Source organism: Mycobacterium xenopi, assembly GCF_009936235.1.
GTDB classification, from domain to species: Bacteria; Actinomycetota; Actinomycetes; order Mycobacteriales; family Mycobacteriaceae; genus Mycobacterium; species Mycobacterium xenopi.
In genome coordinates, this window is the sequence record NZ_AP022314.1 from 1,226,712 (window position 1) to 1,247,200 (window position 20,489).

Annotated in this window: 19 protein-coding genes and 1 tRNA gene; 10 read left to right on the plus strand and 10 right to left on the minus strand. The window is 66.5% G+C overall.

Annotation, left to right across the window (positions count from 1 at the left end; all coding sequences use genetic code 11):
• Positions 1 to 98 precede the first annotated feature (98 nt).
• Together MYXE_RS05725 and MYXE_RS05730 are read left to right on the plus strand one after the other, a co-directional pair.
• A complete protein-coding gene (locus tag MYXE_RS05725; protein ID WP_085194638.1) occupies positions 99 to 1,277 on the plus strand; it encodes a glycosyltransferase family 4 protein in 1,179 nt (392 codons plus the stop codon).
• On the plus strand, positions 1,274 to 3,397 hold the full coding sequence (locus tag MYXE_RS05730; RefSeq protein WP_085194636.1) for an amylo-alpha-1,6-glucosidase: 2,124 nt from the start codon (positions 1,274 to 1,276) through the stop codon (positions 3,395 to 3,397). Before MYXE_RS05725 ends, MYXE_RS05730 begins: the two co-directional genes overlap by 4 nt.
• Before the next feature lie 8 nt (positions 3,398 to 3,405).
• Here MYXE_RS05730 and MYXE_RS05735 read toward each other — a convergent pair whose 3' ends face one another.
• Positions 3,406 to 4,662, minus strand: coding sequence for an MFS transporter (locus MYXE_RS05735; protein WP_172442150.1), 1,257 nt, complete (start codon positions 4,660 to 4,662; stop codon positions 3,406 to 3,408).
• An 89-nt stretch (positions 4,663 to 4,751) separates the two neighbouring features.
• Between MYXE_RS05735 and MYXE_RS05740 the strand changes: the two genes are divergently transcribed.
• The 5 genes from MYXE_RS05740 to MYXE_RS05760 all read left to right on the plus strand — a co-directional run bounded on the left by MYXE_RS05740 (position 4,752) and on the right by MYXE_RS05760 (position 9,817).
• Positions 4,752 to 5,483 carry an enoyl-CoA hydratase gene (locus tag MYXE_RS05740; protein ID WP_003922774.1) on the plus strand — a complete coding sequence of 244 codons (732 nt, stop codon included), beginning with the start codon at positions 4,752 to 4,754 and terminating at the stop codon, positions 5,481 to 5,483.
• 5 nt (positions 5,484 to 5,488) lie between these two features.
• Positions 5,489 to 6,607: an MBL fold metallo-hydrolase gene (locus tag MYXE_RS05745; RefSeq protein WP_112649970.1), complete on the plus strand. Its 1,119-nt coding sequence runs from the start codon at positions 5,489 to 5,491 to the stop codon at positions 6,605 to 6,607.
• 145 nt (positions 6,608 to 6,752) lie between these two features.
• Positions 6,753 to 8,270, plus strand: coding sequence for an HNH endonuclease signature motif containing protein (locus tag MYXE_RS05750; protein WP_085194634.1), 1,518 nt, complete (start codon positions 6,753 to 6,755; stop codon positions 8,268 to 8,270).
• 255 nt (positions 8,271 to 8,525) lie between these two features.
• The gene (locus MYXE_RS05755; RefSeq protein ID WP_003922776.1) at positions 8,526 to 8,963 is read left to right on the plus strand and encodes a type II toxin-antitoxin system Rv0910 family toxin; all 438 of its coding nucleotides are present in this window, start codon (positions 8,526 to 8,528) and stop codon (positions 8,961 to 8,963) included.
• 80 nt (positions 8,964 to 9,043) lie between these two features.
• Complete coding sequence (locus MYXE_RS05760) at positions 9,044 to 9,817, plus strand: VOC family protein (RefSeq protein ID WP_003922777.1); 774 nt, start codon at positions 9,044 to 9,046, stop codon at positions 9,815 to 9,817.
• On the opposite strand, the gene MYXE_RS05765 is transcribed toward MYXE_RS05760, so the two are convergent.
• Positions 9,814 to 10,257, minus strand: coding sequence for a cupin domain-containing protein (locus tag MYXE_RS05765; RefSeq protein ID WP_039891167.1), 444 nt, complete (start codon positions 10,255 to 10,257; stop codon positions 9,814 to 9,816). The two genes, MYXE_RS05760 and MYXE_RS05765, sit on opposite strands and share 4 nt — an antisense overlap.
• Before the next feature lie 119 nt (positions 10,258 to 10,376).
• Between MYXE_RS05765 and MYXE_RS05770 the strand changes: the two genes are divergently transcribed.
• The gene (locus MYXE_RS05770) at positions 10,377 to 10,805 is read left to right on the plus strand and encodes a hypothetical protein (protein WP_003922779.1); all 429 of its coding nucleotides are present in this window, start codon (positions 10,377 to 10,379) and stop codon (positions 10,803 to 10,805) included.
• Positions 10,806 to 10,995: 190 nt separating this feature from the next.
• Complete coding sequence (locus MYXE_RS05775) at positions 10,996 to 11,682, plus strand: GAF and ANTAR domain-containing protein (protein WP_085194631.1); 687 nt, start codon at positions 10,996 to 10,998, stop codon at positions 11,680 to 11,682.
• A 51-nt stretch (positions 11,683 to 11,733) separates the two neighbouring features.
• On the opposite strand, the gene MYXE_RS05780 is transcribed toward MYXE_RS05775, so the two are convergent.
• Positions 11,734 to 11,806 (minus strand) — tRNA-Arg (locus MYXE_RS05780).
• A gap of 198 nt (positions 11,807 to 12,004) precedes the next feature.
• Here MYXE_RS05780 and MYXE_RS05785 point away from each other — a divergent pair.
• Positions 12,005 to 13,387 (plus strand): glutamyl-tRNA reductase, encoded by a 1,383-nt coding sequence (locus MYXE_RS05785; RefSeq protein ID WP_085194629.1) that lies wholly within the window; start codon positions 12,005 to 12,007, stop codon positions 13,385 to 13,387.
• Here MYXE_RS05785 and MYXE_RS05790 read toward each other — a convergent pair.
• The 7 genes from MYXE_RS05790 to MYXE_RS05820 form a co-directional block, all read right to left on the minus strand.
• Positions 13,338 to 13,733, minus strand: coding sequence for a PAS domain S-box protein (locus MYXE_RS05790; RefSeq protein ID WP_232061748.1), 396 nt, complete (start codon positions 13,731 to 13,733; stop codon positions 13,338 to 13,340). The two genes, MYXE_RS05785 and MYXE_RS05790, sit on opposite strands and share 50 nt — an antisense overlap.
• Before the next feature lie 73 nt (positions 13,734 to 13,806).
• Positions 13,807 to 14,382: an isopentenyl-diphosphate Delta-isomerase gene (gene idi, locus MYXE_RS05795; RefSeq protein ID WP_085194628.1), complete on the minus strand. Its 576-nt coding sequence runs from the start codon at positions 14,380 to 14,382 to the stop codon at positions 13,807 to 13,809.
• A 19-nt stretch (positions 14,383 to 14,401) separates the two neighbouring features.
• Positions 14,402 to 15,322, minus strand: a complete 921-nt coding sequence (locus MYXE_RS05800) for a heme o synthase (protein ID WP_085194689.1) — start codon at positions 15,320 to 15,322, stop codon at positions 14,402 to 14,404.
• 94 nt (positions 15,323 to 15,416) lie between these two features.
• Entirely contained in the window at positions 15,417 to 17,579 is a 2,163-nt protein-coding gene (locus tag MYXE_RS05805) for an ABC transporter permease (protein WP_332102221.1), read from the minus strand.
• Between the two features lie 192 nt (positions 17,580 to 17,771).
• Positions 17,772 to 18,491 carry an ABC transporter ATP-binding protein gene (locus MYXE_RS05810; protein WP_085194623.1) on the minus strand — a complete coding sequence of 240 codons (720 nt, stop codon included), beginning with the start codon at positions 18,489 to 18,491 and terminating at the stop codon, positions 17,772 to 17,774.
• 57 nt (positions 18,492 to 18,548) lie between these two features.
• On the minus strand, positions 18,549 to 19,367 hold the full coding sequence (locus MYXE_RS05815) for a TIGR03621 family F420-dependent LLM class oxidoreductase (protein ID WP_003922787.1): 819 nt from the start codon (positions 19,365 to 19,367) through the stop codon (positions 18,549 to 18,551).
• 17 nt (positions 19,368 to 19,384) lie between these two features.
• Positions 19,385 to 20,446 (minus strand): poly-gamma-glutamate hydrolase family protein, encoded by a 1,062-nt coding sequence (locus tag MYXE_RS05820; protein ID WP_050947798.1) that lies wholly within the window; start codon positions 20,444 to 20,446, stop codon positions 19,385 to 19,387.
• Between the last annotated feature and the right edge of the window lie 43 nt (positions 20,447 to 20,489).

The following is a 20,489-nucleotide window of genomic DNA, read 5'->3' on the forward strand; positions in this document are numbered from 1 at the left end:
CCACGGCTACTTGGCGAGAGCGGGCCCGGCGACCATAATTAGCACTCGACGAATGAGAGTGCTAACGCGTGTGGCGGAGGTCGAAGGGAGGGAAATCGATGCGCGGCAGCGACTTCGTCGTCGAAGCTACGGTCGGACCGGGGGCAACGGACCTGCGGCGTCCGATGCGGATCGTGTTGGCCGCCCCGCCGTATTTCGATATCCCGCCGAAGGGCTACGGCGGGGTGGAAGCGGTCGTCGCCGATCTCGCCGACACGCTCGTGGCCCGCGGCCACCATGTCACCGTGCTGGGCGCCGGGGATTCGCACACTGCGGCGAAGTTCATCCCACTGTGGGATCGCACCGTGCCCGAGCGGCTCGGGGAGCCCTACCCCGAGGTGATGCACGCGCTGAAGGTGCGGAGCGCCATAACCCGGATAGCCGCGGTCGACGGGGTCGACATTGTGCACGACCACACCTTCGCCGGGCCGCTCAACGCGCCGTCATATCAGGCGCTCGGGCTGCCGACGGTGGCAACCGTGCACGGCCCGATCGACGAAGACCTCTACCCCTACTACCGCGAGCTGGGCGATGATGTGGGGTTGGTGGCCATCAGCGACCGACAACGGCAACTGGCTCCCGACCTGAATTGGGTTGGGCGCGTGCACAATGCGCTGCGCATCAAGGACTGGCCGTTCCAGGCCAGGAAAGGCGACTATGCGCTGTTCCTCGGGCGGTATGCGCCCTACAAGGGCGCGCATCTGGCCGTGCAGGCCGCGCACGAGGCTGGCATTCCACTGGTGCTCGCCGGCAAGTGCAGCGAGCCGTCGGAAAAGGTCTACTTCGAAGAGTGCGTGCGGCCGCTGCTCACCGACACCGACCACGTGTTCGGTGAGGCCGACGCGGTCAGCAAGCGCAAGCTGCTCGGCGGTGCGCGTTGCCTGCTGTTCCCCATCCAATGGGAGGAACCGTTCGGGATCGTGATGATCGAGGCGATGGCGTGCGGCACGCCGGTCGTCGCATTGCGCGGAGGCGCGGTGCCGGAGGTGGTCGTCGACGGTGTGACGGGTTTCGTGTGCGACCGCCCTGAAGAACTCGCGACCGCCATTCGCCACGTCGGAACACTCGATCCAGCCGCCTGCCGGCGCCATGTCGCGGCCCACTTCGACGTGTCCGCGCTCGGCTGCGGCTACGAGCAGGTCTATCGAAAGGTGCTGCGGCGTCATGCAATTCACAATGAGACGGACGTCATAGAGGCCGTCCGCTATCTTGAACCTGACGAGAAAGTCAGTGCATGAGCGTCCCAGGAGCCTTCAACGTCGGCGAGCCAACGCGCATCGGCTCGGGTGGTGACACCATAACGCTGGTTGAGGGCTCCACCTTCTGCTTGTCCGATCAGCACGGCGACGTACTGCCCGGCCGACCACACGGGTTGTTCTTCCGCGATGCCCGGGTGCTGTCCAGGTGGGAGCTGCGCTTGCACGGTCAGACTGCCGAACCGCTGGCTGTGCACACGCCGGAAGCATTTGCGGCGCAGTTTCTTTTGCGCCGAGCGCCCAGAGCGGGAAGGACCGACAGCACCCTGCTGATCGTGCGGGAGCGGTTGATCGCCGACGGGATGCGGGAAACCATCTCCTTGCACAACCTGGATTCCGAAACCACCGTTGTGTCACTGCAATTGGTCGTCGATGCCGACTTCGCCGATCTGTTCGCGGTGAAAGAAGGCCGCTCATCCATCGGTTCGGCGGACATGACCGTGACGGACAACGAATTGGTGCTCAGCGACCGTGCCGACCCGGTACGAGGACTGACCGTAACCGCTACGGGCGACCCGATCGTGCTGCCCGGTTCGCTGGCGTGGCGGATCGTCGTACCGTCGGGCGAACAGCGTCAAATCGAGCTGATCGCCGAGCCGACGGAGGCAGACCGCAAGCTCAGCCCCCGGCTGCGCCGCGGCGAGAATCTGGAGGCCAGCGCACCCGCGCGCAAGCTGGAGGCCTGGCGTGACACTGCGACGAAGGTCGAAACCGACCATCCGGTGCTCGCACAAGTGTTGCGGCGCACCGAAAGTGACCTCGGTGCGCTGCTGATCCACGACGCCGCCAGCGAGCGGCCATACGTGGCGGCGGGGGCGCCCTGGTTCATGACGCTGTTCGGTCGTGACAGTCTGCTCACCGCCTGGATGGCGCTGCCGCTGGACGTCGACCTGTCGCTGGGCACCTTGCGCCGGCTGGCGCGCGCCCAGGGCCGCCGCGAGGACCCCGTGACCGAGGAACAGCCCGGTCGCATCCTGCACGAGGTCCGGCGCGGTCCGGCCAGCGAGGATGTGCTCGGCGGCAGCGTGTATTACGGCTCGATCGACGCCACCCCGTTGTTTGTGATGCTGCTGGGCGAATGCTGGCGCTGGGGCGCCGAGCCGGCGATCGTGCGGTCACTGCTGCCGGCTGCCGACGCGGCGCTGGCGTGGGCGGAGCACTATGGCGACCGCGACGGCGACGGCTTCATCGAATACCGTCGCGCCACCGACCTCGGGCTGATCAACCAGGGCTGGAAGGACAGCTTCGACGGCATCAACGACGCGTCCGGCCGGTCGGCTGAGCCGCCGATCGCGCTGTGCGAAGTCCAGGGCTACCAGTACGCCGCGCTGCTGATGCGCGCCGAACTCGCCGAGGGCTTCGGGGATGCGGGCGCTGCACACCGGCTGCGCGAGCGTGCCGACACCTTGCGAGCGAAGTTCCTCGACGCCTTCTGGCTGCCGGAGCAGGGCTGGTACGCAATCGGATTGGGCAAGGACAAGCGTCCGGTCGACGCGTTGACGAGCAACGTCGGTCACTGCTTGTGGACCGGGATTGCCGCCGACGAACACGTCGCCCTCCTCATCGAACGGCTGTCGGGTCCCGAGATGGACAGCGGGTTCGGGCTGCGCACGTTGGCCACAACGATGGGCGCCTACAACCCGATGAGCTACCACAACGGCTCGGTGTGGCCGCATGACACCGCGATCGCGGTCGCAGGGTTGCTGCGGTATCGGCATATCCCGGGGGCGGTGGCGCTGGCTGAACGGTTGGCCACCGGGTTGCTCGATGCGGCCGAGTTGTTCGGTGCGCGGCTGCCGGAGTTGTACTGCGGGTTTCCGCGCGACCAGTTCGGTGTGCCGGTTCCCTACCCGACGTCGTGCTCGCCGCAAGCGTGGGCCAGCGCGGCGCCGCTGCTGCTGGTGAGGTCGTTTCTGGGACTGGAGCCCGACGTTCCGCGGCGCCGGTTGACCGTGCGGCCGCAGTTGCCGGCGGCGTGGGGCAGGGTCGCGCTGACGGATCTGGTGCTTGGCCGCGTCACCGTGAACGTGGAAGCCCAAGGCCGCAAGGCTACGACGCACGGTTTGCCGCCGGACTGGGAGTTGGTGACGTCCGACGAGTGAGACCCCGCTCAGCTCACCTCGGCGGGTGCCGATACCGCGGGCAGGTGGTTGCCCGCGCGGCGCAGCATCGGACCAAACGTGAGCCAGATGATCAGTGAGCCCACCGATAGCGTGCCGAGCAGAGCGAAAGCTGTTGGGAATCCGAATATTTGGGCGACATAGCCGCCGAGCACCGGGCTGAGTGCGCCGCCGAGGCCTTGGGCGGCCATGATCGCGCCCTGGCCGACGTTGATGTGCCCGGTGCCGTCGAGCAGTCTGGCCACCAGCCCTGGCACCGCCACCGACAGCATGCCCGCGCCCATGCCGTCGAGTACCTGGACGGGAATGACACCCCAGGTGGTGATGACGTTGGCCGCGATCAGCCCGCGGATGGGCAGGGCGCTGAAGGCGATGAGGATCGCCAGCCAGTAGCCGCGGGTTTGCGCGATCCGCATCGCCAGCAACGAGGCGGGGATCATGACCGCCTGGGCGACGACGACGGTGCTGGCGACCGTGGTAAACGGGTTGGCGTGGGTGGCGACCACAGCCAGCCCGTAGAGCGGCAGCATCGCGGCGTTTCCCAAGTGGAACAGCGTCACCGCAGCGGCCAGCGCCAGCAGTGGCCGGCATTCGATGAGCACCCGCAGCTTCTTGACCGGGGCCTGGTCGCCGGTCAGCGCTTCGCCGCGGGCTATGTGGTGGTTGATGCGGCCAGCCGGAATCGCCAGGGTTGCGCCGATCGTGACCACCGCGAAGCCCGCGGCCAGCCAGAACACGCCGGCGTAGCCGAATATCCAGCCGAGCAGTCCCGAGATCGCGGCACCGGCCATATTGCCGGCATGGTTATAGGCCTGGTTGCGACCGTTTTGGCTGGTGAATCCGGCTTGGCCGACGACGCCGAGCGTGATGCCGATGACCGCCGGGGCGATCGTCGCTCCCGAGATACACATGACCGACTGCGCTGCGGCGACGACCCAGAAGTGCCGGGTGGTCAAAATCACCGCCGAGGCCGCGACGGCGGCTAGGCCGACCACGATGACGCAGGCACGCTTGCGGGTAGTGGCATCGACCAACGCCCCAGCTGGTGCGACGGTCAGCATGCCGACGATGGCGCCCAGGGTGATGACCGTGCCGATGGCGCCGGTGTTCCAGCCCCGGCTGGCCAACAGCACGCCCAGGAAGGGGCCCATCCCGGCCTCCATGTCGGCCATGAAGAAATTCACGGCCTGCAGCGCGGCCCGGTCACGCGTCCGCACCGTCGGCGCAATGAAGTCTTGGCTTGGCACCCCTAGATTCTTGCGGCTTGGCACCCCGACGTCGCAACCTGACGCGGGCACACCCGGGTCGCCTACTGCCGGTTAGGCTGGCGCGCATGTTGATCGGTGTCACTCGCGTCGAAGCCGTCACCACCATCGAGCTGCAGCGCGCCGAGCGGCGAAACGCGCTGAATTCCGAGCTGGTCGAGGAGTTGCGCGAAGCCGTCGAGAAAGCCACCGCTGAGAACGTGCGCGCCATCGTGCTGACCGGTCAGGGCAGTGTGTTCTGCGCAGGCGCCGACCTGAGCGGAGATGCGTTCGCCGCGGATTATCCCGACCGGCTCATCGCCCTGCATAAAGCCCTGGACGCGGCGCCGATGCCGGTGATCGGCGCGATCAACGGCCCCGCCATCGGCGCTGGGCTGCAACTGGCGATGCAATGCGATCTGCGGGTAGTGGCCCCGGACGCCTTCTTCCAATTCCCTACATCGAAATACGGTCTGGCACTTGACAACTGGAGCATCCGGCGGTTGTGTTCGCTGGTCGGCCACGGCCGAGCGCGGGCCATGTTGCTCGCCGCAGAAAAGCTCGGGGCCGAGGAGGCACTGGCCACCGGCATGGCCAATCGGATCGGCACGGTGGCCGACGCGCAGGCCTGGGCGGCAGAAATCGCCGGCCTGGCGCCGTTGGCCCTGCAGCACGCCAAGCGAGTGCTCAACGACGACGGCGCCATCGAAGATCCGGCGCCAATCCACAAGGAACTGTTCGACAAGGCGTGGGCCAGTCAGGATGCGATCGAGGCCCAGGTTGCTCGCATGCAGAAGCGACCACCGAAGTTCCGGGGGGCCTGACCGTCATGCTGCGCGGACCACTGCGGCTGGTGGTGGGCACCGCCACGCTGGCGGCCGGCGGGTGGGTGCTGCGGGCACTGCACGGCGCCCCGGCCGCGCTCGGCGCAGAGCCTTCCGCAATCCGCAAGGTGGCCGAGCGTTCGCCGCACTTTCGCGACGGCGCGTTTGTCAACATTGACCCGGCATCGCTGTTCAGCCTGGACCGCGAGCAGCAGCAGCTCATCCTGCGGGAGATTATTGGCGGACTCGCCGCCACCCGTCCGCCGGTGCCGATCCCATTGGCCCGGCCGGGAGTCATCGACAGTGGCCCGGGCCGGGTGGCGGTCACCTGGTTCGGCCACGCCACCGCGCTGCTGGAGATCGACGGTTACCGGGTGCTGACCGATCCGGTGTGGAGTCACCGCTGTTCGCCATCCGACGTGATCGGACCCGACCGGCTGCATCCGCCGCCGATGCAGGTGGATGCTCTGCCCGCCGTCGACGCCGTGGTCATCAGCCATGACCATTACGACCATCTCGACATCGACACCGTCATCGCGCTGGCCCACAGCCAATGGGCCCCCTTTGTGGTGCCGCTGGGTGTGGGCGCTCACCTGCGCGCCTGGGGCATCCCGGACGAACGGATCATCGAACTGGATTGGTTCGAACGCACCCAGCTGGACGAGCTCACCCTGATTTGCACGCCGGCGCGGCACTTTTCGGGTCGCTTCCTGAGCCGCAACAACACCCTGTGGGCGTCATGGGTGGTGATCGGGCCCAACCGCCGCGCATACTTTGCCGGCGACACCGGCTACACGAAAACCTTCGCCGAGGTCGGCGCCGACTATGGGCCGTTTGACGTGACGCTGATGCCGGTCGGCGCCTACAACAAGGCGTGGCCGGATATCCACATGAATCCGGAGGAAGCGGTCCAGGCGCACTTGGACGTCACGGCTTCGGGCTCTGGGCTTCTCGTGCCGATCCACTGGTGTACGTTCCGGCTCGCGCCGCATCCGTGGGCCGAACCTATCGAACGGCTACTGGCAGCCGCCGACGCCGGGCAAGTGCGGGTTGCGGTGCCCAGGCCGGGTGAGCGTGTGGACGCCGAGGAACCCTGTGAACTTTTTCCGTGGTGGCGTCCCTGAGCCGCTTGGCTTGCCGCCGGCCCTGTTTGCCTTATCACCGCCGCCTCGGTGATTGCTCTGCGCTGTGCCACTGGGCATACGCGCGCATTTTCGATGAGGCAACGCGGCGGTCATCTTGTCGTAGGACCGTGGCATACTCGTACACATGTTCGATGACGAGGCGCGGTTGGCGGTGATCGCCCGCTTCGATGAGATGTGGGAGCGGCGTCATCCCTCGACCACCCCGCAATCGGCGGCGCTGGTGGATCAGATCCGGGCGGCTTGGCGGGCGGAGAATCGGGCGGCGGCCGCGCAGCTGAGTGCGATCGGGCAGCTGTTCGGCTATCGGTTGTCGCGGTGTGCCGAAACCGAGCGGTGGGCGATCGACACCGAGGAGGCGGTGGCCGCCGAGGTGGCCGCCGCGCTGCGGATCAGCCAAGGACTCGCGTCGAGCCGGCTGCGCTATGCCCGGGCCATGCGCGAGCGGCTTCCCAAAACCGGCGCGGTGTTCACAGCCGGCGACATCGACTATCGGCTGTTTCAGACGATCGTGTTTCGCACCGAGCTGATCACTGACCCCGACGTGCTAGCCGCCGTCGATGCCAAGCTGGCCATGGCGGTGCCGCGCTGGCCGTCGCTGACCCGGGCCCGGCTGGCCGCGATGATCGACAAGATCGTCGCGGCCGCCGACGCCGATGCGGTGCGCCGACGCACGCAGCACCAAAACGACCGGGAGGTTTGGATCGGTGATTTGGCCGAGGGTGGGATATCGGAAATCCATGGCAGGCTGTTCACCACCGACGCGCACGCGCTGGATAAGCGGTTAGATGTGTTGGCGGCCACGGTCTGTGAGCATGACCCACGTAGCCGCCAGCAACGCCGTGCTGACGCGCTGGGGGCGTTGGCGGCCGGGGTCGATCGGTTGGGGTGCCGCTGTGGACGGCCCGATTGTGCGGCCGACGCGGGGCGGGCGGCTCCGTCCGTCGTCGTTCATGTGATCGCGGAGCGGGCTGGCATCGTCGGCAGCGGCTGTGCGCCAGCCTCGTTAGTTGAGGCTGATGGCCTCATCCCACCCGAACTGGTCGAAGACCTGGCGCGGTCAGCCACGCTGGTGCCGCTGGTGCATCCCGGGGATGCTCCGCCCGAGCCGGGATACACCCCGTCGAAGGCGCTGGCCGATTTTGTGCGCTGCCGGGATTTGACGTGCCGCTGGCCCGGCTGCGACAAGCCCGCGTTCGAATGCGACCTCGATCACACGATTCCGTATGCGCAGGGCGGGCCCACCCACGCGTCGAACCTCAAAGCCTATTGCCGCACCCATCATTTGGTGAAAACCTTTTGGGGCTGGCGCGAAAAACAGTTGCCCGACGGCACCCTGATCTTGACCGCCCCGACCGGGCACACCTATGTCACCACCCCAGGCAGCGCGCTGCTGTTCCCGGCCCTGTGCCAACCCACCGGCGAAATGGCCGCCCCGCCAGCCAACCCACCCCAGCACCACTGCGGCGACCGCGCCGCGATGATGCCCAAACGTCGGCGCACCCGCGCCCAAGACCGGGCACAGCGCATCGCCGCTGAACGCCGCCGCAACCGGGAAGCGCGCCTCGCCCGCCGAGAAGAACGCCTCAGCTACTTCAATTTGCCCCCACCCGACAACAACGACGACGACCCACCACCGTTTTAGCTGCGACTCAACGAGATTCGAGCTTCATCACACGACATGGTGAGTGCGGCCGAGTGATGCGCCGCGCCCGGCGATTTGTCGCTGGCCGCTGCGATCGACCACAATGCCCGAGCGGTAGGGTCGGCAACGGAAAGGACAGCGCATGGGTTTCCCGGACAAGGCAAAAGACCTGCTGGCTAAGAACGCCGACATCATCGACAAGGTGCAGGAGGCGGCCAAGAAAGCCGTCGACCAGCGTAAGCAGCAGAACTGACCATGGCCAAACTCTCTGGATCAATCGACGTGCCGTTGCCGCCCGAGGAGGCCTGGTCGCACGCCGCTGACCTGTCGCGTTACAAGGAATGGCTGACCATTCACCGGGTATGGCGCAGCAAGCTGCCCGAAAAGCTGGACAAGGGCACCGTGGTCGAATCGATCGTCGAGGTCAAAGGTATGCCCAACCGGATCAAGTGGACGATCGTTCACTTCAAGCCGCCCGAAGCGATGACCCTCAACGGTGACGGTGTGGGCGGTGTCAAGGTCAAGCTGCTCGCCAAGGTCAAGCCCCAGGGCAACGGTTCGGTTGTCAGCTTCGACGTTCACCTTGGCGGTCCGGCCCTGTTCGGGCCAATCGGCATGCTGGTTGCCGGCGCTCTCAAGAGCGATATCCGCGAGTCGCTGCAAAGATTCGTCAAGGTGTTCGCCGACGCCTGACGGCCCGCGATGATTTCCCGCCCTGGTGGCAGTCGGTACCGATGACCCGGATGCCGGGCCCACCTATCGAGGAGGTCATCGTGCCCGTTCGTTACCGCGCCCCCGTGGGCGCTCCCACCTGGATTGACTTGACGTCGTCTGACGTCGACCGTGCCCGAGACTTCTACGGGATAGTCTTCGGCTGGACGTTCGAAGCCGCCGGACCCGAATACGGCGGATACATCAATGCCGCCAAGGATGGCCACCCTGTGGCCGGTCTGATGGCCAACAATCCGGAGTGGCAAGCCCCGGACCGCTGGACCATCTTTTTCCACACCGACGACATCAACGCCACTGTGTCGACGCTGACTGCGGCGGGAGGTTTGTCGTGCATTGCGCCGATGGAGGTACCGGCGAAAGGCTTCATGAGCCTGGCCACCGACCCGTCCGGGGCGCCTTTTGGTTGCTGGCAGCCGTTGGATCACCATGGTTTCGAAGTGATTGGTGAAGCTGGCGCCCCGGTCTGGCACCAGCTGACCACCCGCGACTACCCCGCGGCGGTCGCCTTCTACCGCGAGGTGTTCGGGTGGCGGACCGAGCATATCTCCGACAGCGACGAATTCCGCTACACCACAGCCTGGTTCGGCGACGAGCAGCTGCTCGGCGTGATGGACGGTTCTGGGTTGCTCCCTGACGACGGCCCGTCGACCTGGAGCATCTTCTTCGGCGCCGAGGACGTCGACAAGACGCTGCAAACGATCACCGACAATGGCGGCGCGGTGCTGCGAGCGGCCGAAGACACCCCGTATGGTCGGTTGGCGTCAGCGGCAGATCCCACTGGCGCGGTGTTCAACCTATCGTCGTTGCGGCGCTAATCGCTGGCGCCGAGCGCGAAGTCGGCGTAGTCGAAACCGGGCACCACCACGCAGCTGACCAGGCTCGGTTCGTCGTCGCGCGGGCGTGCCCGCTGCCAGTGGCGGGGCGGCACCAGCACCTGCGGTCGCTCACCGGCCAGAATGTCACTTCCGAGCACATGCGTTGTGGCGCTGCGGCGTTCGGCGCCAATATCGAGCAGTAGAGGGCTACCCCGGTGGTGCAGCCACAGCTCGGCGCTGCGCACGGTGTGCCAAGCCGACTGCTGGCCGGGCATCAGTAGCAGCAGAATCGACGTTGCGGCGCTGCGCGGGCCTGTGTAGTCCGGCGGCAACGCGGACTGGCTGACCGTCACATCGCTGCGCCACATCGGTTTAAACCAGCCACCCTCGGGGTTGGGTGCCAAGTCCAGTGGGCGAGCCCAATCGGGGAGTTCCGTCATCGCCGCCCCCTGAGATGCAGCCGTCAAGGTCTTGCGACCCACCCTAAGACCTGGCGACTCACGTGCTTCCCGCGTGTGCCGGGCGGGGACCGCGGCGGTGCGAAGTTAGGGTCGAAACCATGAGCCGCCGCGTGCGCCCTGGTTGGCTGGTCGCCTTGTTCGGCGCGATCGTGGCGCTCAGCACCTGGCTGCCGTGGCTCACGACGTCGGTCAACGGCGGAGGCTGGGCCAGCGCCATCGGAGGCAGCATTGGCAGCCTACGGTTACCACCCGGATTCGGTGCCGGCCAGCTGATCGTGCTGTTGTCGTCGACGCTGGTGGTGGCGGGTGCGATGGTTGGCCGTGGCCTTTCAGCCAGGCTCGCTTCGGCTGCGGCGCTGCTCATTTCGCTGCTTATCGCGGCGCTGACATGGTGGTATTACGACATCAATGTCAAGCCGCCGGTGTCAGCCGGCTACGGCTTGTATCTTGGCGCGGCTGGCGCGGCTGGTGCCGTGGGTTGTTCGATGTGGGCATTGGTGTCGGCACTCGGCCGGCGTCACGACTAGTGGGAGCAGCTGGAGGCGGTCCCGCCGGCTCTCGGGCTGAACCGACGAGACCTAAGTGGACGTGCAGGCCGACCTACCCGTCCACCTTTGGGGCGCATTGCCATCAGCCGCGATCGACAAACATGCTCCCAGTCACGTGCCCGCGCGTTTGATGCGGTTTAACGCGACGCGGGCAGGGAAGCCCCAGCGTATGGTCGAACTGTCGAATCATGAGCTGGCGGTTCGCATGGCAGAACTGGCCCGCTCCATCGCACCGCCGCGCGACGTCGAAGACGTCCTCATGCGAGTAACAGACGCTGCAGTCGAGTTGATACCCGGCGCGGATACGGCCGGGGTGCTCTTGATCGCGCCGGGCGGCAAGTTCCAGTCGCTGTTCGGTACCTCCGACCTGGTCTACAAACTCGATGAGCTGCAAGCAAAGTACAACGAAGGTCCGTGTGTGGACGCCGCACATGACGAATTAATGCTCCGCACAGATGATTTCACCAAAGAGCCCAGATGGCCGAATTTTTCGCGTGCAGTCAGCGAAATCGGAGTACGCAGCTGTCTGTCGTACAAGCTCTACGCGGGTGACCGCAGCGCGGGCGCGTTGAACGTCTTCGGCTTGCAACCCCACGTATTCAACGCGGAATCCGAAGCAATCGGCTCAGTGCTCGGCGCGCATGCCGCGGCGGCAATCATGGCCAGCCGGCACGGTGAGCAGCTTCGGTCGGCGCTGAACAGCAGGGATGTCATCGGTCAGGCGAAAGGCATTCTCATGGAGCGCTTCGATGTCGATGCCGTGCGCGCATTCGACATGCTGCGCGAGTTATCCCAGGCCATGAATATCCGGCTGGCCGAAATCGCGCAGCGCGTCGTCGACACCCGCGGCGACTGACGGGCTGTCGTGGCAGTAAAACCGCCGTTGATCTGCAGACAAAGAATTCGGCGCCCTCGGCAGGATTCGAACCTGCGACACCGGCTTTAGGAGAGCCGTGCTCTATCCCCTGAGCTACGAGGGCCGCGAACGTCGTTGAATACCTGTTCAAACGTAGCCGTTCCCGGCGGTTTCGCACATGGTCGGGCTGTAGCCGGTGTGAGTGTAGTCGGCATGACCAGGCCCATGCGGCGCTTGTCGCACTGCGTCGAACTGAGCTCAGCGCCACATCGTGTCCTCGGTAGGTGTTGGCGAAGTCACCGCGGAAAGGCTGAGTCAGTCCGTGAGCGTGTTGCTGTTCGGGATTTCGCACCGCAGCGCGCCGGTGTCGGTGCTCGAGCAATTGAGCACCGGCAGGTCGGGACAGGCCAAGATCGCGGAACAGGTCTTGCAGTCACCGCTGGTGACCGAGGTTTTGGTGCTGTCCACCTGCCACCGCGTCGAGGTATACGCCGTGGTTGAAGCCTTCCACGGTGGGCTTTCGGTGATCGGCCAGGTGCTCTCCGAACACTCCGGGATGTCGCTGCGGGACGTGACTCAGTACGCCTATGTGCGCTACGCCGAAGCAGCCGTCGAGCACCTGTTCGCGGTGGCCAGTGGTTTGGATTCCGCGGTAGTTGGTGAACAACAGGTGCTGGGCCAGGTGCGCCGCGCGTACGCGGCCGCCAAGGCCAACCGCACCGTCGGGCGCGTCTTGCATGAACTGGTCCAGCGCGCGCTGTCGGTGGGCAAGCGGGTGCACTCGGAGACCGGGATCGATGCCACTGGCGCCTCGGTGGTGTCGGTCGCGCTGAGTATGGCCGACGTCCGGTTGGGCGGGCTGGACGGGCGCGTCGCCGCGATCGTCGGTGCCGGTTCCATGGGGGCGTTGTCGGCCACACATTTGGTGCGGGCAGGTGTGCAGCGTATCCACGTCGTCAGCCGGTCGCCGTCCCGCGCGCAGCGCTTGGCACACAAGCTGTCGCAACGCGGCGTGGACGCCGACGCTGGAGTCCTCGAGCAAATCTCGACGGCGCTGGCAGATGCCGAAGTGGTGGTGTCGTGTACCGGCGCCCTGCGCCCGGTGGTGACGGTGGCCGATGCACACCTGGGCTGTCGCTGCCGTCAGCGGCCGGTGGTGATCTGTGACCTCGGCATGCCCCGCGACGTCGAGCCCGCTGTGGCGGGACTGCCGGGCGTCTTCGTCATCGACTTGGCTCAGGTGCAACGTGAGCCCTCAGCACACGCCGCGGCCGCCGACACCGAAGCCGCGCGTCGAATCGTCGCTCAAGAAGTCGCAAGTTACTTCGCTAGCCAGCGGATGGCCGCGGTCGCCCCGACCGTCACCGCGCTGCGTCAGCGTGCGGCCGATGTCATGCAAGCGGAATTGTTGTGCTTGGAGCACCGGCTGCCCGGCCTAGACAGCGTGCAGCGTGACGAAATCGCCCGCGCGGTGCGGCGGGTGGTCGACAAATTGCTGCACGCGCCGACGGTGCGGGTCAAGCAGTTGGCCAGCGCCCCCGGCGGCGACAGCTACGCCGCGGCGCTGCGTGAGTTGTTCGCGCTCGACCCACAGACCGTCGACGCGCTCGCTCGTGCCTCAGGTGGCGGCGGTCAAGGTTGCCAGCCGGCCGAGATCAAGAGTGAGTCCCTCGAAGCCGCTGGCCCATTCGGCGCGCAACGTTGATCGGTGCGAGGGCAGTTTGCCACGCCTTGCCTTGCCATCGGGGCCCGAGGCCTACGAATGTCACGACGGCGCCGTTAGCACCATCGCCCTCGGCGGGTATCAACTCGATTACCGTGTGGGCCACGACAATACGACCGTCCTTGCACAGGGCGGGCAGCTTGAGCATGCCGCCGTCCATATGGCCGGTTTTCATGGCCCGGTCGAAACCCCACCAGTGCACCGGCCGGAAAGCCGGTGGGATGACGACGTTGAGGCTTCGCCCGAGCGCGTCGTCGGCGGAATGACCCAGGAGCTCGGTGACCGCGGCACCCCATTGACGGATGATGCCGTCGCGATCGACGGTCACGGTCGCGCGCTGGTCGGAACGGGCCCTGTGGGAAACGTCCATACCGTGGTAACGGTGCGTGCCCACCGCCGGTTCACCGACCGGTGTCGAGCAGTCGGGGCCAGATCCGCACCATGCGCGCCCATTCAAGCTTGAACCATGGTGTGAAAGTGTGTGGCGCGCTAGCGATCTCGGTTTGCAGCGTGTGCGGCGCAACGTAGCGCCAATGCGCGATTTCGTCGGTGTTTGGCCGCGGCTGCTCGGCGGTGCGACCGGCGTAGACCCAGCACAGCTCGTGCTCGGCGCCTTGTCGGTCGTACTGCGCGTGGTAGCGGAATTTGAACAGGAACTGCAACTCCGCGCGCAGGCCGAGTTCCTCCCACAACCGGCGGTGGATCGCGCGGTTCATCGTCTCGCCGCGGCGAGGATGCGAGCAGCAACTGTTGGACCAGTAACCAGGCCAGAGGCGTTTGCTGTTCGCACGCTGCTGAACGAGCAGGTGGCCCGCCGGGTTGAACACGAAGAGCGAGAACGCGCGGTGTAGTGTGCCGCTGCCCCGATGGGCGTCGGCCTTGGCCAGGAAGCCGATTTCGCGGTCATGGACGTCGACGAGGATCAGTTGCTCGTCGTCGCTGCGGACCACTCGGTTGTCCGATCCCCGGGATTTCATTGGTGCTGCGCCCAGCCGGTCAGCGCGTCGGCAGCGTCGGCAGCGCCAGCGCCGAATCCACTGCCAGCGCGCAGAACACCACCGCGAGATAGGTATTCGATCGCTGGAACAGCCGCATCGGATCAGCGGACTCGCCGCGACGCACCCGGGCGTGCAGTTGGCGGGCACTGACAAGGATCCATACCGCGCCGAGCACCGCGATGGCGCCGTACAACCATCCGGTGGCCAGCGTGACCAGGAGCGTCGCAAGCACCGTCAGCCGGGTGTAGACGAGGATCTGCTTGCTGACATGACGTTCGGTCGCCACGGCGGGCAGCATGGGTACGCCGGCGGCCCGATAGTCGTCGGTGTGGCGCATGGCCAAGGCCCAGCTATGCGGCGGGGTCCAGAAAAAGACGATCGCAAACATCACGACTGCCGGCCATGCAATGGTGCCGGTGGCTGCCGCCCAGCCAATCATCACCGGCATGCCGTTGACGGCACCGCCCCAGACCACGTTGTGGGACGTGCGACGCTTGACGAGCATCGTGTAGATCAACACGTAGAACGCGATCGTCGCCACCGCCAGCAGGCCGGCCAGCATGGTCGTGGTCCGCCACAGCCACAGGACCGAACCGGCGCTGAGCGCAAGCCCGAACGCCAGCGCATGACGCTTCGGCACTGCGGCGCGGGCCAGCGGGCGCTGCGCGGTGCGCTTCATCAGCTTGTCGATGTCGGCGTCGGCAACGCAATTCAGTGTGTTGGCCCCCGCCGCGGCCAGCATCCCGCCGACCACGGTATTGAGCAGCACCACCGGATGCACGGTGCCGCGCTCGGCCAGCAGCATCGCCGGGACCGCCCCCACCACGAGGTGGATGGTCCGCGGCTTGGTCAGGGCCAGATAGTCGCGCAGTGTGGCGCGGACGCGATCGCGTCTCGACAGGCCGGTTTGCTGCCCCATGGTCACCGTGACACTCCCCAAGCTGCCCTTCACTAGGGACACGGAGAGCACACAGCTGGCGTTCAACAAGCTCGTTGCTGTCAGGGTGTTGCCGTCATTGGGCCCGCTCCCTGATAACTCGCGCGACGTCAACGCGTTTGATGAGGCGCGCCGCTGGGAACTGGGAGACAGCTGCGGTGACGATGACGGCGCCCGCGGCAACGATTAGCACTGCCGCGCCGACGGAAAAATGGAGATTGAACAGGTCGTTGTTGTACGAGTGCAGGAACAGCCATCCGGCGGCAATCCCGCCGGCGAGACCGATGGGCACGGCAAGCACGATCGCGGCGATGTTCTCGACGGCCACCGCGGCGGTGAGTCGGCGAATGGGCGCGCCGACGGCGCGCAGGGTGGCGAGTTCGCTGGTCCGTTCGGCCAAGTTGACTGTCATGGTCACGTAGATGACCGTGAACGCGAGCAACGCGCCCAGCACCAGCATGCCGCCTGCGAACACCCAGAAGATGACGAGATAGCTCTCGATTTGGTCGGCGACCGCGTGGGCGTCGGTGTAGGCGACCACGCCGCTGAGCCCGGTGACGGCAGCGCGCACCTGATTGCGATCGATGCCGCCGTCGAAGCGCAGCAAGTAGCCGTCGGGTTCGGTGTTGGTGATCGATCGGGCCACGGCGTTTGTCGCATACACCGCGGTACCCAATGGTTCGTCGACCAATCCGGCGAGGCGAACATGCCGCGAGGGTCCGGCGGGGGCCATGACGGTGATGTCATCGCCGACGCGCACCCCCAGTTTGTCGGCGAGCGCAGCGCCGGCAAGGATCCCGTCGGATGGCAGCGTGCGCGCGACGCCGTCCGGGGTACGAAACCCGTGCATGACCGTCGCGGGTTGGAACCCGGTAAGTGACGTCGGATACGTGTGGCCGTTGGCGGCGACGGTGACCCGCACTATGGTCGCCGGCTCGGCGATCGCCACGCCTGGCACTGATCGTAGTTGCGCGCCAACATCATTGGCGCCCTGAGCGGTCAACACGGTGGCGTCCTGACGTTGGATCCAGCGGAACTGGATGTCGAGCATCGCACGCACGCTGGTCAGCATGCCCGCCGAGGCGAGGATCAGCACAAGAGCCAGTACGCCCCCGAGCATCGTGGCGGCGGTGCGGCGCCGGCTGCGGGTCAGGGACCGAAGCGCCATCCGCGCCGCGACCGGCAGCAGCGTCCACCGCACCGATAGCCGCGCCAGCAGACCCGCCCGAAGCGGCTGACGGTGGTCGCCGCGCATCGCCTCGGCGGGAGCGGTCCGGGCGGCGCCGATCGCCGGTGCCAGTCCCGCGATCACTCCGGTGGCCAGTCCCAGAACCACACCGACGACAGCGGTGGGGATCCGGTGTTCGATGACAATGTCCGGGAGTCCAAGCAAAGACGCATAGAGCGTGGTGTACGCGGAAGTGGCCACCCACCCGGCGAGCACTCCAGCCACGACCGCGACGGCGGTGATAAGCGCACCGTGCCACAAGTAGTGCGCGACGACGGCGCCGCGGCGCGCGCCCAGGGCAAGCAGAGTACCGATGATCGGTCGTTCGGTGTGGACCAGGCGGGTGATCAACACGTAACCGGCGATCGCCGCGGCGGATAGAAACAACACCGGAAATCCGATCGCCATCACCGAGAAGCCGTTGAAGTTTTCCCGCAGCGCGGCATCCGACGGTTGATCGCGTCGGTCCTGGATATCCACCGCACCGGCCGAACGCAACACGCCAGCGACCTGGTTTTGATCGGATTGCGTTGCACCGCTGGCAATTTCGATCAGCACCTGGTTGGGCGTCGCGCGCGCCGACAACGCACGGGCGAGCGGTTCGGCCGCGAATAGCACCGCGAACGTGTGCGGGTCGCCCAAAATGTCTTGGCGGTTTCGCGCGGGCCACAGATATTCCGGTGATCGCGCCGCACCACAAATGGTCATGTCACGCCACTGGGTGCCGTCGAAAACCCGGACATGTTTGCATACCGACAGGCCGAAGGTGTCGGCGGTGTGACGTTCCGCCAGCACCTGGTCGTCGCGGGCGGGATCGGGCAGTTGCCCGTCGGTGAGGTCGATGTCGTTGATTCCGTGATCTTTTAACGACGTCATTCCGACGACACGGCCGACCAGTTTTGTGCCGTTGATTGTCATCGGCCGATCGGCTTGAGTTCGGGTGACGACGCGGCGGACGCCGCCGGTGTGACGGACCGCGGTTGCGATCGCGTCCGAATCGTCATCGGTCACGGTCAGATCGGCGAAGTGTGTTCGAGCGTAAGTGCGGTCATACGATGCTTGAACGTTGCGAAAAGAATCGTAACTGGCGACAAAGAGCAACACTCCCAGCATCACGGTCATGCCGATCGCGGTTGCCTGCGGCCACCTCTGGTGTAGTCCGCGAAAAGCCTTCTTGTGCAAGGCGCTAACCACTACGGCACCTCACCAGTTGATAGTTGCGGCGTCGGCCGGTGCGGTGTTGTAGTCCACCGACACGATGGCGCCGTCACGCAACCGCATTACCTGATCGGCGATCTGGGCGACTGCCTCGTTGTGAGTCACCATCATGACCCCGCGCCCGGCGCGGCTGGTCTGTTGCAACAACTGCAGAACCTGTCGGCCCGTCGCGACGTCGAGCGCACCGGCCGGTTCGTCCGCGAGCACCAGGTCCGGGTCGGTGGCCAGCGCTCGGGCGATGGCGACCCGTTGCTGTTCGCCGCCCGAGAGTTGCGCGGGGAAGTGAGCGGCGCGATCCGACAGGCCAACAGCGGCAAGTAGATCCAGCACGCGGCCGCGGTCTCCCCGGCCTGTCAGCTCGATAACCGCCTGCACGTTCTCGTATGCGGTGAGGGTGGGAATCAGGTTGAAGAACTGGAACACGAACCCGACATGTGTCCGGCGAAAAGCGCCCAGATCGCGCGGTCGGCAACTGGAAATGTCTTGTCCGGCAACCATCACCGTTCCGCAATCGGCCGATTCGATGCCGCCGATGACGTTGAGCAAGGTGGTTTTGCCCGATCCGCTTGGACCCAGTACCGCTACCATCGTGCCTGGCGCGACGTCGAGATCGACTTTTTGCAACGCGTGCACCGCAGCAGCGCCCTCGCCGTAGGTCTTGCTGACCCCGGCCAGCCGGACTCCGCCGCGCGGTGGCGCGCGCATACCGTAGGTACGAGTGCGGGTTTCCGATAGTTCAACGAACGCCCGGCGAGGATCAGCTCACCGCAGTTCGGCGATCACCTTCGAGAAACCTTCGGCGTGGCCAGCCTGCACGCTGAATGAGGTCAGCCCGTAGACGTCGCGGTAGCGCCGCAGTGTGTCGGCGATGTCGCGGGGTGACCCGCTGAGCACCGCGGGCAGCGCCATCAACTCCTCGTCGGAGAGGTGTGGCGCATACCGGCGGGTCAGCGACAGGTTGGGCCTGCCGGAGTTGTCGGTCGGCACCGCGGTGATCGCCAGGTCGAGCTCCAGATTGCCGAACCGGTCACCGGCGACGGCCCGGATGAACTCGACACGTTCGGCCAGTGGGTCGCCGAAGCCGCGCGGGTTGGCGCCGGTGAGGCCGACGATGTCGGCGTGACGGGCCGCCACCGTCAGCAGCCGGTCGCCGTTGCCGGCGATGAGGATCGGCACGCGGGGCAGGTGCTCCCGCAGATAGGCCGTGACGTGCTCGAGATAGTCGACGCGCTCGCGGGCGCTCGGATAGGGAATTTCAGCGGCCTCGAATTCTTCCCGCACGTAGCCGGCGCCAAGGCCCAGGTCCAAGCGGCCTTCGCTGAGCACCTCCAGTGCTGCCGCGTCACGGGCCAGTAGGGCCGGCTTGTAGAAGCACGCGTTGAGCACATAGGTGCCCACCCGCGCCGTCGTCGCGGACGCTGCGACGGCGGCGAGGGCAGGGAACGGGGCCGGTGCGCCGAGATGGTCGGGCACATTGAGGACGTCGAACCCGAATCCTTCTAGCCGGCGGACCTTCTCACGCAGCGCGCCGGGGTTTTTGATCGAGTGGATGCCCACTCCGAAACGAAAGGCCCTGCTCATAGCAACCTCCGCGTACGTCAACGTCCGGTCTTCCACGATCTCGCCGCCGCCACCAGGCCCCGCACCAGCGCCGAGGTCACCGGTGACAGCCCGTCGGGCTCAGGCTCAAGTCCCCGGCTCCTTCTCGGGCCGTTTGCGCCTGCATCGTCGTCCGGGCGTGGACTGCGCGGGCTGATGCCGCGCACCCGCGCCGACAGCTCCAACTGGGCTCCGCCGTCGCGCACCCGGTTGACCGGGTTGTCCGGATGCAGACCGCGAAGCTCGCGCGGGATGGCATGCAGTTCGGTGACGATCTGGTAACCCGGCAGGTTGAGGTGGCGGGCCAGGTGGATGGCCAGGGCGCGGTTGCGCCCCCCGGCCAGCAGCTGCGTGCTGCGCCCGAAGCGGGCGTAGCCATGCAGCGAAACCGCGACGTCGACGTGGCCGAGGAACTCGGCAAGCCGCGGCGATTCGTCCGGCCGGAACCGAACCGAGGACAGATGATGCGGATACCGCTGCGGGTGACGCACCAGATACAGCGACGCGCCGGCGGCGTCGGCGGCGCGTTGGGCGATCACGTCGGTCATCTGCTCCAGGCCGCCGCCGTGAATGGCTAAAAAGCCGAACCGCGAACGCAACCGGCTGACCTCGATAACACCCGGATCGGACAGCAATTCTGAAAACGACTGCGGCACAATAGCATTCGAGACAGACGGGCGCGGCCATCGGGATGGATCCCACCGGCGCAGATACTCGATCCAGCGTGGGGGCAACCGGTGATGCACTGCGCCGTCGATGATGCGCTCCAGGTAGCCGGGCCGAGGCGCCCCGGGGGTTACCCGGTGGTCGACGTAGACCCACGCCGAAGCGGGCCCGTCGTCGGTATGCACGCTGAGCCGATCGCGACGGTAACGCACCGGCACGCCCTCGGCGCTGTCCAACGCGCTCAGGTCATCATCGGAGACCTGCCACAAGACACCGTGCACGTGACCCCCGGCGAACGGGTCGACGGTGGCCACCCCGCGCTGGTTGATCAGCCACTCGTGGTCGGCCAGCATTGCCGGGCGCGGCTCGGCAGCGTCAGGACAGCGACGCGACATTTGTCGCACGCACAGGTTCGACCCGTACGCGAAGTAGGCGTGT

Excerpts from the sequence above, each read along its gene's own strand:
- MYXE_RS05755 (WP_003922776.1), top strand. The coding sequence starts at position 8,526 with ATGGCCAAACTCTCTGGATCAATCGACGTGCCGTTGCCGCCCGAGGAG.
- MYXE_RS05770 (WP_003922779.1), top strand. The coding sequence starts at position 10,377 with ATGAGCCGCCGCGTGCGCCCTGGTTGGCTGGTCGCCTTGTTCGGCGCG.
- MYXE_RS05815 (WP_003922787.1), bottom strand. The coding sequence starts at position 19,367 with ATGAGCAGGGCCTTTCGTTTCGGAGTGGGCATCCACTCGATCAAAAAC.
- idi (WP_085194628.1), bottom strand. The coding sequence starts at position 14,382 with ATGAAATCCCGGGGATCGGACAACCGAGTGGTCCGCAGCGACGACGAG.
- MYXE_RS05745 (WP_112649970.1), top strand. The coding sequence starts at position 5,489 with ATGCTGCGCGGACCACTGCGGCTGGTGGTGGGCACCGCCACGCTGGCG.
- MYXE_RS05730 (WP_085194636.1), top strand. The coding sequence starts at position 1,274 with ATGAGCGTCCCAGGAGCCTTCAACGTCGGCGAGCCAACGCGCATCGGC.
- MYXE_RS05820 (WP_050947798.1), bottom strand. The coding sequence starts at position 20,446 with ATGTCGCGTCGCTGTCCTGACGCTGCCGAGCCGCGCCCGGCAATGCTG.
- MYXE_RS05725 (WP_085194638.1), top strand. The coding sequence starts at position 99 with ATGCGCGGCAGCGACTTCGTCGTCGAAGCTACGGTCGGACCGGGGGCA.
- MYXE_RS05800 (WP_085194689.1), bottom strand. The coding sequence starts at position 15,322 with ATGGGGCAGCAAACCGGCCTGTCGAGACGCGATCGCGTCCGCGCCACA.
- MYXE_RS05775 (WP_085194631.1), top strand. The coding sequence starts at position 10,996 with ATGGTCGAACTGTCGAATCATGAGCTGGCGGTTCGCATGGCAGAACTG.
- MYXE_RS05765 (WP_039891167.1), bottom strand. The coding sequence starts at position 10,257 with ATGACGGAACTCCCCGATTGGGCTCGCCCACTGGACTTGGCACCCAAC.
- MYXE_RS05810 (WP_085194623.1), bottom strand. The coding sequence starts at position 18,491 with ATGCGCGCGCCACCGCGCGGCGGAGTCCGGCTGGCCGGGGTCAGCAAG.
- MYXE_RS05750 (WP_085194634.1), top strand. The coding sequence starts at position 6,753 with ATGTTCGATGACGAGGCGCGGTTGGCGGTGATCGCCCGCTTCGATGAG.